The sequence below is a fragment of the Streptodolium elevatio genome (assembly GCF_053592165.1).
Map to the genome: position 1 here is coordinate 111,793 of NZ_JBSFVE010000015.1, position 14,575 is coordinate 126,367.

Below are 14,575 nucleotides of genomic sequence, written 5' to 3' on the forward strand. Positions count from 1 at the left end.
GAGGAGAAGTGATGCAGCAGCAGGACGGCCCCGTGCGCGACGCCGCGCGGGGCCGTCCTGCGCCCGCGTCCGCGCCCGCGCCTGCGGCGAATGGTGACGCCGCCGAGGCGTCGGGTGCCGCGGGCGCGTCTGGTGCCGGGGCTTCACCTGGTTCCGCGGGTGCGTCCGGAGCCGCGCACGCGCCCGGCCCGGTCATCACCCCGGTTCTGCCCGGCCGGGCCTCCGCCGCTGCCTCCGAGCACACGCCGACGTCCCTCCCGCGCCGCCCCGGCGGCCCGTGGGTGGAACGGCTGCGGGTGCTGCGCGAGCGGCCGTGGGCGTTCGACGCGCTGCTCACCGCGTTCACGATCTGCGCCGTGATCGGCGGGGCGCTCGCCCAGCCGAAGGAGCACGCCCAGGTCATCGGCCACCCGAACGCCTTCAACCTGGCGCTCGGTGTCGTGACGTGCCTGCCGCTGCTGATCCGCCGCCGCCATCCGCTGGTCGTGCTGGCGCTCACCGAACTCGGCCAACTCGCGTACCTCGCCGCGGACGGGCGCGAGGGTTCGATCCTGATCCCGACGCTCATCGCGATGTACACGGTGGCGTCGCGGGAGGGACTGCGCCGGTCGCTGTGGATCGCTTCCGCGGTCGCGGTCGGGCACACGGTGATCCGGCTGACCGTGCTGGGCACGGCGTTCCTGCGCCCGGAGAACTACCTGTCGGCGGTTTGGCTGTACCTGCCGGTCGCGGTCGGTGAGGCGGTACGCGCCAAGCGGGCGTACTGGGCCGAGGTACAGGCCCGCCTCGCCCGTGCGGACCGTGAGCGCGAGGAGGAGGCCCGCCGCCGCGTCACGGCCGAGCGCATGCGCATCGCGCGCGAACTCCACGACGTGGTCGCGCACAGCATCGCGATGATCAACATCCAGGCCGGGGTCGCCGCGCACGTCATCGACCAGGACTCGGGGCAGGCGAAGCAGGCGCTGGTGCACATCAAGGAGGCGAGCCGCGACGCGCTCGCGGAGCTGCGTACGACGCTCGGCGTGCTGCGCCAGGACGGCGACAGCGACACTCCGACCGAGCCGACGCCGGGGGCGGAGGGCATCGGGGCGCTCGTCGCCTCGTTCCGTACCGCCGGGCTGCCGGTGTTGTTGCAGGTGACCGGTGAGCAGCGGGCACTGCCCGCGCCGGTCGGGCTCGCGCTCTACCGCATCGTGCAGGAGTCGCTGACCAACGCGGTCAAGCACGCGGGGCCGGGGGCGGAGGCGACGGTGCGGATCAGCTACCAGGCGTACTCGGTACGCCTGGAGGTCGCCGACAACGGATTCGGTGTCGCCGCCGAGCAGACCGGGGACGCCGCCGCGGACGCGACGGGCCACGGCACCGGGCACGGCGTGCTCGGCATGCGCGAGCGCGCCACCGCCGTGGGCGGGACCTTGGGCGTGGGTCCGCGCGGCGGTGAGCGCGGGTTCCTGGTCACCGCGGAGCTGCCCACCGAAAATCCGCCCATCGCGGCAAGCGGGCCGACGCGTCCGAAATCTACGGAGGGAAGCAAATGGTCCGGGTGCTGATCGCGGACGACCAGTCGTTGGTCCGTGCGGGGTTCAAGGTGCTGATCGGCTCGGATCCCGAGCTCGAGGTGGTCGGCGAGGCGGCGACCGGCGCCGAGGCGGTGAAGATGGCGCGCGAGACGCGGGCCGACGTCGTGCTCATGGACATCCGGATGCCGGAGATGGACGGTCTGGAGGCGACTCGGCGGATCGTCGGCGACGAGGACCTCGCCGGGGTGAAGGTGCTGGTCCTGACGACCTTCGAGGTCGACGACTACGTCTTCGAGGCGCTGCGGGCGGGGGCGAGCGGCTTCCTGGTGAAGGACACCGAGCCCGCCGACCTGCTGCGGGCCATCAAGACGGTCGCGTCGGGCGAGTCGCTGCTGTCGCCGGGGGCCACCCGAGCACTGGTCAGCCGGTTCCTCTCGCAGCCGGAGCCGAAGGTGGCCGCGCCGGATCGGCTGACCGCGCTCACCGATCGTGAGCGCGAGGTGCTGGCACTGGTCGCGTCCGGGATGAGCAACGACGAGATCGCCGAGCATTTGTTCGTGTCCCCGCTGACCGCCAAGACGCACGTGAGCCGCGCGATGGTGAAGCTGGGGGCGCGCGACCGCGCGCAACTGGTCGTCATCGCCTATGAGTCGGGGGTTGTACGGCCTGGTCCGCAGGCGGGCTGACGTCGGGCGGGGGCGGCGTCGGAGGCGGGGGCGGGCTCGGGTGTGGGCCTCGGGCTCGGGTGTCGGATTCCGGAGTCGGGGCGCGGGTGTGCGTCCGAACGGCGGGATGACGCGGTCGTCCAGGCATGAATCGGGCCGCTGATCGGAATGATCCGTTCAGGTACCCCGGAAAGCCTTGGAGCGCCCCATGCGGGAAGTGGTCAAACGGACGGCTCGCGCGATCCTGCTCGACGACGAGGACAGGCTGGTCCTGATCAAGCGCACCAAGCCGGGGCGCACGCCGTATTGGATCACCCCGGGCGGCGGTGTCGAGGCGGGGGACACCACGGTCGCCGAGGGCCTGCGGCGTGAGGTGTTGGAGGAGCTGGGTGCGAAACTCGCGTGCGGCGTCCCGGCGTTCGTCGACACCGTGCCTGAGCCCGGCGGCGGCGTGAAGGTCCAGCACTTTTTCGCGTGCCGGCTGGAGTCGATCGACCCGGGGCTGCGGCACGGGCCGGAGGTGGAGGAGCCGAACGGCGCGTACGAGGTGGTGCGCGTGCCGTTCACGCCCGAGGGGCTGGCCACGGTGGACGTGGTTCCCGCGACGCTCGCCGCGTATCTGACCGCGAACATCGAGGGCATTCTGACGCTGCTGGAGCGCGACCTTCAGTAGGTGCCGGTGGGTGCGGGCGGCTGCCGTACGAAGGCGGGGAGGTGCGTGCCGCCCGCGCGCGTCACCACTCGGCGGCGCGCGCGACCAGCCGGGCGTGCAGCTGGGCGAGGTGCGGGCGGCTGAGTTCGCCCGTGCGTACCGCCAGGAACAGCGTGCTGAGCGGTGGGACTTCGGGCTCCAGCAGCGCCACGACCGACGTGTCCGCCAGCGCGTCCGCACACAGGTAGCGCGGCAGTACGGCGATGCCCGCGCCCGCGCGCACGCAGTCGAGCACCGCACGCAGGTCGGGCACGACAAGTCCGGCCGGCGACGTGGGCTTGGTGTCGAACACGCTTGCCCAGTACCGCTCGACGAGCAGTTGTTCCTCGTTGTCGGAGATGAGCGGGGCGCCGTCCAGCGCGCTGGGCCCGCCGGCTTCTATTCGGCCGCGGGGCAGCAGTTCGGCCCAGCGCGGGGCGCCGACGAGGACGTACTCCTCGTCCGCAAGCGGGGTCGAGGAGATGCCGCGGCCGCGCGGCCGGACGTCGGAGACGACGATGTCGTGCCGGGCCGCGGCGAGTCCGGTGAGCAGGTCGTCGCCGGAGCCGAGGGTCACCCGCAGGCGCAGGCCCCGGCGTACCAGGTCGGCGAGCGCGGGCAGGACCCGGCGGCCGGTGACCTCCGGCGGACCGGCCAGGTGCACGGTGTGCTGGAGGGGATCGGTGCCGAGCACGTCGCGCGCGGTGATCTCCTCCAACGCGTCGAGGTGCGGGGCGAGTTTGGCGGCCAGTTCGTCGGCGACTGTCGTCGGCGTCACGCCGCGAGGGAGGCGCTGGAAGAGCTGCCGCCCGACCTGCTTCTCCAGGCTGCGGATCTGCGCGGTGATCGCGGGCTGCGAGAGGTCGAGCAGGTGCGCGGCGCGGGTGAAGGACCCCGCCCGGTGCACCGCAAGGAACGTGCGCAGCAACGTCAGATCCACTGACCCCCCTCGCCGTTCAACCCCACCCGCGCGTTCCCCGGTGCGGGATACGCGTGTTGCTCCCTCATGAAGTGTCGGCCCCGCACGGGGCCAGTGTCATCCTTGACGCGCCTGGGAGCGTGAACAAGTCGTTGTGCACCGGATCCTGGGGTAATGACCGGAAACCGTCGAGGGTTGACGTGATCTTGTGACGAAGGCGGGTCTTCGGTGGCCTGCGATGACCTCCGCCCTGCCCGCCCTTCCTTGCCTCGGGAACGTCCGCCGCCGCCCCAAGGTGCCGACCGCGACGCCCGACCACCCGAAACAACGAAGGCCCACCGCGTTCGACGCCTCGTTCGACGTCCAGGCTCAACCGCGCCAGGCTCAACCGCGCCAGGCTCGGTGCCACGCTCAACCCCGCCAGGTTCAACACTGCCACGTTCGACGCCAAGTACGACGCCGCCGACATCTCGCCCGCAGCGGCAGCGCCACGAGCGTCTGACCTTCCCAGCGTCTGACTTCCCCAGCGTCCGTCCTCCCCGGACCCATCGCCGTCGTCCTTCCGGACGAGACCTCGAGGGTCCTCAAAGCGCGGAGTCGGGTGGCGCGGAGTCGGGTGCGGAATCGACCGAGGAATCCGGCGCGGAGGCACGCGCCACGTCACGAGCGGAGCCGCGAGTGAACTTGGGCCCGGCCTCGCGAGCGGAGCCCAACGCAGCGTCAAGCCCGGAGTCCCGCGGGGCGCCACGATTCGTGCCGAGCAAGCCGTCACCGCCGGTGTCGACCCCCGTATCGATCCCCGCATCGACCCCCGGGGCAACGTCCGTATCGACGTGCGTATCGAGGTCCGTCGTCCGTGTCGAGATCCGTACCGACGTCCGTACCCAGCTGCGTGTCAGGCACGATGCGCGAGCGCGGCATCAAGCGCCTGAGCCACGTCGGCGATCAGGTCCTCGGTGTCCTCGCATCCGACGGAGAAGCGGATGAAGCCCGCCGGAACATCGTCGCCCGGCCAGCGTCCGCGGCGCTCGGCCATGCTGTGCGTCGCCCCGAAGCTGGTGGCGACCGCCGTCAGCCGCAGCGCGTCGAGGAAGCGCTCGGCGTGCTCGCGGCCCGGAAGTGTGAACGCCACCACGCAGCCGTACCTGCGCATTTGCCGTGACGCGACAGCGTGCGCCTGGTCGTCGGCGAGACCGGGATGGCGTACGTCGCCGACCTCGGCCCGACCGCGCAGCCACGTCGCCAGTGCGAGGGCGTTGGCCGCCTGTCGGTCGACGCGCAGGTGGAGGGTGGCCAGCGAGCGATGCGCGAGCCATGCCTCCATGGGACCCGGAATGCCGCCGGTCATCGTGCGCCAGCCGCGCACCCGGTCGGCGACGGCCCGGTCCGCGCAGGCGACGTAACCGAGCAGGATGTCACTGTGCCCGGTCAGGGCCTTGGTGCCGCTGGCCACGGACAGATCCGCACCCAGCGCCAGCGGGTTCTGCCCGAGCGGTGTCGCGAGGGTGTTGTCGACGGCGACCAAGGCGCCTTCGGCATGCGCCAGTTCGCACAGCCGGGCGATGTCGCACACGTCGAGGCCCGGGTTGGACGGCGTCTCCAGCCACACCAAGTCGGCCCCTCGTAGGGCCGTGGCCTGCGCGTCGGCGGCGGTCGGGGCCACGCGCACGGTCACTCCGCGCGCGGCCAGGTGGTCGCCGACCGCGCGTGTGGCCGGGTACCCGTCGGACGGCAGGACGACCGTGGCCCCCGGCTCCGCGAGTGCGAGCAGCGCTCCCGAGACGGCCGCCATGCCCGAGGCGAAGGTCACCGTGGATGCGGCGTCGGCACCTTCGAGTTCACCGACGGCCTCTTCGAGTGCGACCCACGTCGGATTCGCATACCGCCCGTACTGGTATGGACCCTCCGGATCGCCGCTCATATGGAACGTACTGGCGAATACCGGGTTGTTCCCGAACGGACCTCCCGGGTGAACCGTGGGAAGTCCGGCATGTACGGCGCGCGTCCCGTCCGAGGTCATGTCGCTCCTTGACTGTGGTCCTTCGCCGGTTTCGTCACCCGTCCGCGCGAAGTTTCACGTGAAACATCCAACCGACTCGTCAGTCGCGGTCCAGAACCAGGTTGAGGAACCAGCTGACGAGCGAGATCACCAGGGCACCGAGCAGCGCCTGCCAGAACCCTTCGACGTGGAAGCTCAGATCGAGCTTGCCGGACACCCACGAGGTCAGCCACAACATCAGGGCGTTGATCACAAAGGTGATCAACCCGAGCGTGAGGATGAACAACGGTAGCGAGAACAACTTCACGATCGGCTTGATCACGATGTTGATGACACCGAAGATCAGCGCGACGAACAGCACCGTGAGGGCTTTGTTGCCCCACGAGTCGCCCGTGATGTTCACACCGTCCACGACCACCGCGGTGATCCAGATGGCCGCCGCGTTGACGATCAGCTTGATGACGAGGCTCTTCATGTCCGCATCGTGTCAGGTCAGGCCATCTGTTGTGAGGAGAGGGGCGGCGAGCCGACCGGCTGTGTCGTATCTTCTGCACGCAGCGGTCCCGCGGGGGCCACGGTCCGTGAGGAGACACCCGGAGTGAAGGCGTTCCGACTCGACGATCTCGACCTGGAGCGGGCCCAGGAGCGGGGTGCGTACCTGCGGTTCCTCAACGAGCGGCACTTCTCGATGGGCCTGTACGCGCTGGAGCCCGGCGAGGTCGACACCCAGAAGCCGCACGGCCAGGACGAGGTGTACGTCGTCATCAGCGGCCGCGCCGCCCTCACCGTCGGGACCGAGGTGACGGACGTCGCGCGCGGCAGCGTGGTCTTCGTCCCGGCCGGAGTCGAGCACCGCTTCCAGCGGATCACCGAGCCCTTGCGCGTGCTCGTCTTCTTCTCACCGCCGGAGTCGTGAGCCGGCCCCGTCCCGCAACCGGTCCCGCGCCAGGCACCGCAATCGGCCCCGGTTAGGGTGAACCGAAGACCAGCACGCCTGACCGGCGAGCCGCACAACCGAACCACCCAACGCACTACAGCGAGCCGAACGAGAGAGGGGCAGAACCGTGGCGTTCCGCGACGAATTGTGGTCGGCGATCGACGACGTCTACGCGGAGATCCTGGCCCACCCCTTCCTCCAGGGCCTGACCGACGGCTCGCTGCCGCCCGAGGCGTTCCGGCACTACGTCGTCCAGGACTCGCACTACCTGCGCGACTACGCGCGCGCACTCGCGGTGTGCGCCGCGAAGGCGCCCGACGAGGACGCCGTACGCCAGTTCGCCTCGGACGCCGCCGGAGCGATCGCCGCCGAGCAGGCCATGCACGCGGAGTTCATGACCGCGTACGGCAGTTCCGCCGCGCAGGCGGCCGCCGAGCCGGTGTTGCCCACGACGCGCGCGTACACGAGCTACCTGCTGGCCACCGCCTACGGCGGTTCCTTCGCCGAGGGCCTGGGCGCGGTCCTCCCGTGCTACTGGATCTACGCGCGCGTGGGCGAGGCGCTGCTCGAGAAGTCGTCGCCGGACCCGCTGTTCGCGCGCTGGATCGCGACGTACGGCGACGAGGAGTTCCAGTCGACGGTACGCGCGGTGCTCGACCTCACCGACCGGGTCGGCGCCGACCTCTCGGCCACCGAGCGGGCCAAGGTGATCGCGCACTTCGTGACGACGTCGCGCTACGAGTGGATGTTCTGGGACGCGGCCTGGCGCCGCGAAGCCTGGCCGGTCTGAGGCGACCCGCCCTGAACGCGTGCTCCCCAACCGGCCGCGCGAACCGTCCGCGTCCGCCGGGGAAGGACGCTCCGCGCGGGAACCGCACACACTACGTGTGACGTCACCGGTCACGGGCAGATAGCGAGTGCCCGGCCGACGGACCACCGTCCTCGGCGTACCGTCCGCGACTTCGTGTGGGGGATGCCATGGGTGCCGTACCCGCGTGGCTGCGCATCGGCGTACCGGTTCTCGTACTGCTCATGATCGGCGCGCTGCTGATCTGGATCATCGGCGCGTTCCTGGGATTCATCGTCAAACTGCTCGTCGGCTCTGTGATCGTCATCGGCTTCGTCGCCCTCATAGGCGCCGGCAACACCCGCGACCGCCAGGTTTCACGCTGACGCCTCCCGAGCACGCCGCCCCGTACCGCTGGTGACTCACGCCGCAGGGCAGGGCTCGTTCCGCAGGATGCGGCTCATGCTGCCGAACCCAGCGGTTAATAAGATGAAATAGGTCGAATGTCTGATTTACTGCCGCCACGGGCGCGCTGCGGCGGGCAGTGGATCGGACGGACGGACCCCACACATGAGCGAGCCGCAGCAGACGATGCCGCTCCAACGGCTCCTCACCGACCCCGCGGTCCTGCGGCTGCTGCTCATCGCGGCGCTCGTCGGCATCCCGGTCTCGCTGGTCGCGTTCGGGTTCGTCAGCCTTGTGCACGAACTCCAGCACTGGATCTGGGAATCCGCGCCCGACGCGCTCGGCTACTCGCGCGCTCCCTGGTGGTGGGGCCTGCCCACGCTCGCTCTCGCCGGACTGCTGGCCGTGCCCGTCATCACGCGACTGCCCGGGGCGGGCGGCCATGTGCCCGTGCACGGCCTCGGCGGTGCGCCGACGCCGCCGCGTGAGGCCCCCGGCGTCGCGCTCGCTGCTCTGGCGTGTCTGCCGCTCGGTGTGATGCTCGGTCCGGAGGCTCCGCTCATGGCACTGGGAAGTGCGGTCGCGCTGCTCGCACTTCCCGCCGCCCGGCGGGCCAGGCATCCGCAGGCCGCCACGGTGCTGGGTACGGCGGGATCCACCGCGGGAATCGCCACCATCTTCGGCAGTCCGCTGATCCCGGCGGTCATGATCCTGGAAAGCGTCGCGCTGGCCGGCTCGGCCCGCGTTGTCCTGCTTCTGCCCTGCCTGCTGGCGAGCGGGGTGGGCGCCCTGGTGTTCACCGGGTTCGGGCACTGGACGGGGCTGGAGATCGGCGCGCTGTCGCTGCCCACGAAGCCGTCCGTGGGGCTGCCGGACGCGGGCGACTTCCTGTGGGGCATCCCGATGGCCGTCCTCGTCGGCCTTCTGGTTGCCGCGGGCCTCGCGATCGGCCGCCGCAGCGAGCGCTGGACCAGGTCGTCCGGCCCGCGCATCTTCGCGTGTGCCATCGCCGTCGGCGTCTGCATCACCCTGTACGCGCTGACCACCGACCGCTCGCCCGAAGAGGCCGCGTTGTCCGGCCAGACGACCGTCGGCCTGCTGGCGGCTGATCCCGGCGGATGGGCGGTCCTGGCCCTCGTCGCGCTGGTCGCCGCCAAGACCCTGGGGTGGGGCATCGCGTTGGGCAGCCTGCGCGGCGGACCGATCTTCCCGGCCATCATGATCGGTGCCGCCGTCGGCATCGCGTGCGGTGCGCTGCCGGGGTTCGGCATGGGCCCCGCGCTCGCGGCCGGCATCTGCGCGTCCGGAGTCGCGGCGACCCGCCTGCCGGTCACCGGCATTGTGCTGGCCGCCGCGCTCCTCGGCGGCGAGGCGGTCGACCTCATGCCGATCCTGGTGATCTCGTCGGTCACCGCGCTGCTGACGGTGGTCGCCCTGGAACGCCTGACCGCCGGCACCGCCGACTCCCCACAAGACCCGCCTCAGGACCCGCCGCAGGACGACCCTCCGCAGGCCTCGCCGCGGAACCGACCGCGGAACCCACCACAGAACCGACAGCAGGACCCACCGCAGAGCTCCCCGAAAGACCTCTCGTAGATCTCCCCGCAAGCCCGCGCCCGCTCACGCCCCTTCGGTGTCCAGCCTCACCGGCGCGACCGGCGTGCCGTTCTTCTGTCCGGCGGCGCCGTTCTCCTGGGCCGGGTTCATCGACGCCAACAGCTGCCGCGCGAGCCCGAGCCCGGTGCCGCCCATGGTCAGCGCCTTGGCGAACATGTCCGACATCCCGTCCGCGCCGTTCAGCAGCACCATGTGGTCGACGTTGCCGAACGCCTCGGCGCCCGCCCGTACGATCTCCGGCCAGTTCTCCGCCAACTGCTGGGCGATGACCGCGTCCTGGTTGTCGCGCAGCGCTTCCGCGCGGGCCTTGATCGCGGCGGCCTCCGCGAGACCGAGGGCCTTCGCGGCCTCCGCGGCGGCCATGCCGCGCGCCTGGTCGGCGTCCGCCTCGGCGGTGCCGACGGCTCGGGTCGCCTCGGCCTGCGCGAGGCCGCGTACCTTGGCCGCGTCGGCCTCGGCCTCGGCGGCGGCGCGTACCCGGGTCGCCTCGGCGGCCGCCTGGAGCTCTGTCTCGCGTGCCTCCGCCTGCGCGGCGGAGATGCGCGCGTCGCGCTTGGCCTCGGCGACGGTACGGGTCTCGTACGCCTGCGCGTCGGCGGGCTTGCGTACGTCCACCTGCAACTGCTGCTCGCGCCGCTGCGCCTCCAACTCGGCGGCCCGGGTCTCCTGCACGATTACCTGCTGGCGCGCCGCGGCGTCCGCGAGCGGGCCGGCCTGCTTGGACTCGGCCGCGGCCTTGTCCATCTCGGCCTGGTAGCCCGTACGTTGCAGCCAACTGTCGCGCGTCGCCTCGGCCTTGCGCGCTTCCGCCTCCTGCTCGGCCTCCGTCGCCATGCGGTCCGCGAGCGCCTGCGCGATGCGGGCGTCCCGCTGCACGGCGGCGGCGTGCGGGCGGGCCAGGTTCTCGATGTAGCCGGTGGGGTCCAGGATCTCCTGGATCTGGAGCGAGTCGATGATGAGCCCGAGCTTCTCCATCTCGGCACCCGACGACGCGCGCGTCTGCTCGGTGAGCTTCTCGCGTTCCCGGATCAGGTCCTCGACGGTCAGCCCGCCGACGATCGAACGCAGGTGTCCGGCAAAGACGTTGTGCACCCGGTCGACCATCTTCGTCTGCTGGTCGAGGAACCGGCGCGCGGCGTTGGCGATCGAGATGTAGTCGTCGCCCACCTTGAATATCACCACGCCGCGCAGGTGCACCGGGATGCCCTGCTGCGTGACGCATTCGACGGCGAGGTCGGCGGCGTTGAGGTCGAGCGAGAGCTTGCGTACCGCCTGCACCCCGGGCAGGACGAGGGTGCCGCGTCCGGTGACGATGCGGAACCCGAGTCCTTCTCCGATGCCCTCCGTGCGGTGCCGCGAGCCGGAGATCAGCAGCGCCTCGTTCGGCTCGGCGACGCGCCACATCAGCTTGAACACGATGACGACCGCGAGCAGCAGCACAACTGCCGTCACGATGATCCCGATGGCCACGGACGTCCCCCCTTTCGCGCACCGCTGAGCGGCCGGCGGCACGCTCGCCGTGCGGTGCGTCGCTTCGGAGTGTGCTCCCCGCCCGATCTACCTCCAAGGGGGAAGTCCGTTACGAACACTGCCGATTGAAAGATCGATGGAGATCCCTCCGCGACCCCGGGAGGTGGTGTGACGCGGGTCACAGTCGAAAGTGTCACGTTCGGAGGGGAGTGTTTGTCCCATGGCCATGACTGACACCAAGAACGTGCTGCTGGCAGGGGCGAGCGGGGTCCTCGGAGGACATATCGCCGAGGCCCTGACCCGGTCCGGGTACCACGTCATCGGGCTGGGCCGGGGCGCCGGCGCCGACGTGACCGCCGACCTGATGGACCGCGAGCAACTGCTGAGAGCTGTCGACGGCCTGGAGGTGGACGCGGTGGTGCACGCGGCCACCGCGCTGCGCGAGGCGCCCATGCGCCACAAGGACATGTTCGCGACCGACGACCTGCGCATCCTGGGCACACGCAACCTGATGGAGGCCGCACAGGAACTCGGCGCCCGCCGGGTGATCGCCGAGTCGATGGTCTTCGGGTACGGCTACCGCGACTTCGGCGACCACGTCGTCACCGAGGACGACCCCTTCGGCGCGGCCGGCGACCGGGGCGTGGCCCGGCACATCGAGGCCATGCGCGTGAAGGAGAGCATGATGCTCGGCACCCAGGGCATCGAGGGAATCGCCCTGCGTTTCGGGCTCTTCTACGGGCCGGGCGGCACCGAGGGCATCGTGCGGCTGCTGCGCGACAAGAAACTGCCGGCCGTCAACGACCACGGGCGCGTGCTGCCGTGGGTGAACCTCGTGGACGCCGGCGAGGCCGTCGCGCTGGCGGTCGAGGGCGGTAGGGCGGGGGAGGCGTACAACATCGTGGACGACGTGCCGACGGGCTTCGGCGCCCACGTGCGCGAGGTCGCCGAGGTGTTCGGGACGCCGCGGCCGATGCGGGTCCCGGCGCTGATGATGCGGCCCATGTCGTACGCGTACCGGATGGTCACCGCCGGCATGCGGGTGGCCAACGCCAAGGCGAAGGAAGAACTGGGCTGGGAGCCGCGGTACCCGGATTCCGCGGAGGGCCTGCGCGCCCTTGCCGCGTCGTGATCACCGGTGCGACGGTGAGGCCCATGACCGACGTCTTCGAGGAGCACCGGCGCCTGCTGTTCGGCACCGCGTACCGCATGCTCGGCAGCGTGGCCGACGCCGAGGACATCGTGCAGGACGCGTGGCTCAAGTGGAACCAGGCCGACCGGTCCGCGGTCGACCACCCCAAGGCCTACCTCGTGCGCACGGTCACCAACCTCAGCCTCAACCGCCTCAAGTCGGCGCAGGTGGCGCGCGAGGCGTACGTCGGGCCGTGGCTCCCCGAGCCGATCCTCACCTCGCCCGACGTCGCCGAGGAGGCCGAGTTGGCGGACACCGTCTCCATGGCGGTGCTGGTCGTGCTGGAGACCCTGACCCCGACCGAGCGCGCGGTCTTCATGCTGCGCGAGGTCTTCGGCTACTCGCACGCCGAGATCGCCGAGGTCATCGGCAAGTCCGAGGCGACGGTCCGGCAGCAGGCGCACCGCGCCCGTGAGCACGTGCAGGCCCGCCGTCCGCGCTTCACCGCGGACGCCGCCGCACAGCGGGAGATCGCCGAGAAGTTCCGCGAGGCGTGCGCGGGCGGCGATCTCAACGGCGTGCTCGCGCTGCTCGCCCCCGACGTGACCACGTGGTCCGACGGTGGCGGCGTCGTCACCGCCGCGCGCCGCCCGCTGCACGGCCCGGATCACGTCGCCCGCTGGCTGCTCGGCGTGCTCGCCAAGCCGGACGTGCAGGGCGTCGAGATGCACATCGCCGACATCAACGGCGAGGCCGGCCTGCTCCTCACGCTCGGCGGCACGAACGTCGGCGCGATCAACTTCGACGCGTCCCCGGACGGCCGCATCGCCGCGATCCGCATGGCCCTCAACCCGAACAAGCTCCGCGGGCTCCAGCCGTAGGGCAGGGCTTCGGTCCGGCAGGTCCGGCAGGTCCGGCAGGGCGACCCGGTCAGCGCTCGAGTTCTCGTGAGTGGTCCGTCCCCGGCGCCGGGGGTCGTACGCGGGACTCCCGGCGCGGGCGATCGACGCCGTACGCGGATTCCTGCGCGTGGCCCGGTCTCTGCGTCTGTCCCTGCGCCTGCGCCTGCCCCCGCTCGCGCGGCGCGGAGGTATCGGGGTGCGGACCCTGTACGAGGTTGCCGTCGACCCGGGTGAGACCGATGACGCCCGGAAAGTCCCGTGGTTCTTTCCCCGGCAGCGCATCGCTGCGCGCCTCCGGGCGGGGCGAGTCACCGGACTCGCCCCGCTCATGGCGCGCCGCCTCGGGAGCGGAGGCATCAGCGCGCCTGCTCTCGGGCGCGGGTCCCGGCCCCCGCCCGAGTCCGAGCCCGGGCCCGCGCTCGTGCTCGGGCTTGGATTCGGGGCGATCGACGACCGCGGACAGCCGTTCCAGAACCTCGTCCGCGGACTGCGGCCGTCGGGCGTACTCCCGGGACAGGAGTTGCGCCACGACGTCGCTCAGCTCACGAGGAGTGTCAGGAACGACCTGGCTCAGCCTGGGCGGGACCTCGCGCTGCTGCCGTGCCAGCCGCCGCCTGGCGCGTCCGGGGAACACCGGACGCCCGGTGGCCATTTCGTGCATCACGACGCCGAGTGAGTAGAGGTCGGTGGCGGGTCCGCCGTGGGCCATCCCGCCGAGTTCGGACGGGACGCGTTCGGGTGCCGCGTACCCCGGCGTGTACTCCCTGGGGGAGAGGTCCGGCTCGCGCGTGTCGATGGGCGCGGCGACGCCGAAGTCGATCAGCTTCGGCCGGTCGCCGGGTTCGATCAGCACGTTGCCGGTGTCGATGTCCCGGTGGATCCAGCCCGCGTCGTGCACGGTCTTGAGCGCGGACGCCAGTTGCGCCCCGATGAAGGCCGTCCGCTCCGGCGTGAACGGCTGCTGGCTTTCCAGGAGTTCGGCCACCGTCGACCCCTGCACGGCCTCCATCGACAGGTACGCCTCGCCCGGTGCCGTCTCGAAGTCGAACGCGCGCACGATGTTCGGATGCCGCAGCCCGGACAGCAGCCGCCCCTCCTGGGCGAACCGCGCCATCTCCTCGTAGGACCTGCCGCCCGGCAGCTTGACCGCGACCACATGCCCGCGGACCTGGTCGTACGCCGCCCAGACGCCACCTGTCGCGCCGCGCCCGATCTCCCGTACCGGAATGAACCGGGCGGGCAGGGAAGGGCCTTTCCCTTTGCGTGCCATCAACCTTCCGTCGACGCGGGCGACAAAGCGGCGAAAGTCGATCATATGCTTGCCGCGAACCGAACTGCCTTGCCGGGAAAGTCGTGTTCGTGTCTTGCCGGTGAAGGATGTGGGCTCTATGTCCCCGCTCCACACGCTCAGGCGCCGCCGCAGTCCCGCCCGTACGTCCGCACGGTTCGGTCAGTTGTCGAGGTGCAAGGCGAAGTAGACCTCCTTGCCGTGCCGCGTCCTACCGGCGGTGTGGATGTGCTCAAGCAGCTT

General features: G+C 71.2%; 14 protein-coding genes. 9 read left to right on the forward strand and 5 right to left on the reverse strand.

Annotated features, from left to right (window positions below; genetic code table 11):
• The first annotated feature begins 11 nt into the window (after positions 1 to 11).
• The 3 genes from ACWD12_RS25985 (at position 12) to ACWD12_RS25995 (ending at position 2,858) form a co-directional block, all read left to right on the forward strand.
• Positions 12 to 1,550, forward strand: a complete 1,539-nt coding sequence (locus ACWD12_RS25985) for a sensor histidine kinase (protein ID WP_450101560.1) — start codon at positions 12 to 14, stop codon at positions 1,548 to 1,550.
• On the forward strand, positions 1,535 to 2,206 hold the full coding sequence (locus ACWD12_RS25990; protein ID WP_358354932.1) for a response regulator transcription factor: 672 nt from the start codon (positions 1,535 to 1,537) through the stop codon (positions 2,204 to 2,206). Before ACWD12_RS25985 ends, ACWD12_RS25990 begins: the two co-directional genes overlap by 16 nt.
• 187 nt (positions 2,207 to 2,393) lie before the next feature.
• A complete protein-coding gene (locus tag ACWD12_RS25995) occupies positions 2,394 to 2,858 on the forward strand; it encodes an NUDIX domain-containing protein (protein ID WP_358354935.1) in 465 nt (154 codons plus the stop codon).
• Positions 2,859 to 2,919: 61 nt separating this feature from the next.
• On the opposite strand, the gene ACWD12_RS26000 is transcribed toward ACWD12_RS25995, so the two are convergent.
• The 3 genes from ACWD12_RS26000 to ACWD12_RS26010 form a co-directional block, all read right to left on the reverse strand.
• Positions 2,920 to 3,816 carry a LysR family transcriptional regulator gene (locus ACWD12_RS26000; protein WP_358354938.1) on the reverse strand — a complete coding sequence of 299 codons (897 nt, stop codon included), beginning with the start codon at positions 3,814 to 3,816 and terminating at the stop codon, positions 2,920 to 2,922.
• A gap of 874 nt (positions 3,817 to 4,690) precedes the next feature.
• Positions 4,691 to 5,815 (reverse strand): cystathionine gamma-lyase, encoded by a 1,125-nt coding sequence (locus tag ACWD12_RS26005; protein ID WP_450101561.1) that lies wholly within the window; start codon positions 5,813 to 5,815, stop codon positions 4,691 to 4,693.
• Between the two features lie 79 nt (positions 5,816 to 5,894).
• Positions 5,895 to 6,269 (reverse strand): phage holin family protein, encoded by a 375-nt coding sequence (locus ACWD12_RS26010; RefSeq protein WP_358354943.1) that lies wholly within the window; start codon positions 6,267 to 6,269, stop codon positions 5,895 to 5,897.
• A 123-nt stretch (positions 6,270 to 6,392) separates the two neighbouring features.
• On the opposite strand from ACWD12_RS26010, the gene ACWD12_RS26015 reads away from it, so the two are divergent.
• The 4 genes from ACWD12_RS26015 to ACWD12_RS26030 all read left to right on the forward strand — a co-directional run bounded on the left by ACWD12_RS26015 (position 6,393) and on the right by ACWD12_RS26030 (position 9,519).
• Positions 6,393 to 6,710, forward strand: coding sequence for a cupin domain-containing protein (locus ACWD12_RS26015; protein WP_358354946.1), 318 nt, complete (start codon positions 6,393 to 6,395; stop codon positions 6,708 to 6,710).
• Positions 6,711 to 6,858: 148 nt separating this feature from the next.
• Positions 6,859 to 7,521 carry a thiaminase II gene (gene tenA / locus ACWD12_RS26020; protein ID WP_358354949.1) on the forward strand — a complete coding sequence of 221 codons (663 nt, stop codon included), beginning with the start codon at positions 6,859 to 6,861 and terminating at the stop codon, positions 7,519 to 7,521.
• A 188-nt stretch (positions 7,522 to 7,709) separates the two neighbouring features.
• A complete protein-coding gene (locus ACWD12_RS26025; protein WP_358354952.1) occupies positions 7,710 to 7,904 on the forward strand; it encodes a hypothetical protein in 195 nt (64 codons plus the stop codon).
• Between the two features lie 184 nt (positions 7,905 to 8,088).
• Positions 8,089 to 9,519 carry a chloride channel protein gene (locus ACWD12_RS26030; protein WP_450101562.1) on the forward strand — a complete coding sequence of 477 codons (1,431 nt, stop codon included), beginning with the start codon at positions 8,089 to 8,091 and terminating at the stop codon, positions 9,517 to 9,519.
• Between the two features lie 24 nt (positions 9,520 to 9,543).
• Here the strand turns inward: ACWD12_RS26030 and ACWD12_RS26035 are convergent, their stop codons facing one another.
• Positions 9,544 to 10,944, reverse strand: a complete 1,401-nt coding sequence (locus tag ACWD12_RS26035) for an SPFH domain-containing protein (RefSeq protein ID WP_450101649.1) — start codon at positions 10,942 to 10,944, stop codon at positions 9,544 to 9,546.
• 286 nt (positions 10,945 to 11,230) lie between these two features.
• On the opposite strand from ACWD12_RS26035, the gene ACWD12_RS26040 reads away from it, so the two are divergent.
• Both ACWD12_RS26040 and ACWD12_RS26045 read left to right on the forward strand, forming a co-directional pair.
• Positions 11,231 to 12,142: an NAD-dependent epimerase/dehydratase family protein gene (locus ACWD12_RS26040; protein ID WP_450101563.1), complete on the forward strand. Its 912-nt coding sequence runs from the start codon at positions 11,231 to 11,233 to the stop codon at positions 12,140 to 12,142.
• 23 nt (positions 12,143 to 12,165) lie between these two features.
• Positions 12,166 to 13,023 (forward strand): RNA polymerase sigma-70 factor, encoded by an 858-nt coding sequence (locus ACWD12_RS26045; RefSeq protein ID WP_450101564.1) that lies wholly within the window; start codon positions 12,166 to 12,168, stop codon positions 13,021 to 13,023.
• A gap of 49 nt (positions 13,024 to 13,072) precedes the next feature.
• Here the strand turns inward: ACWD12_RS26045 and ACWD12_RS26050 are convergent, their stop codons facing one another.
• Complete coding sequence (locus ACWD12_RS26050; protein WP_450101565.1) at positions 13,073 to 14,314, reverse strand: serine/threonine-protein kinase; 1,242 nt, start codon at positions 14,312 to 14,314, stop codon at positions 13,073 to 13,075.
• Between the last annotated feature and the right edge of the window lie 261 nt (positions 14,315 to 14,575).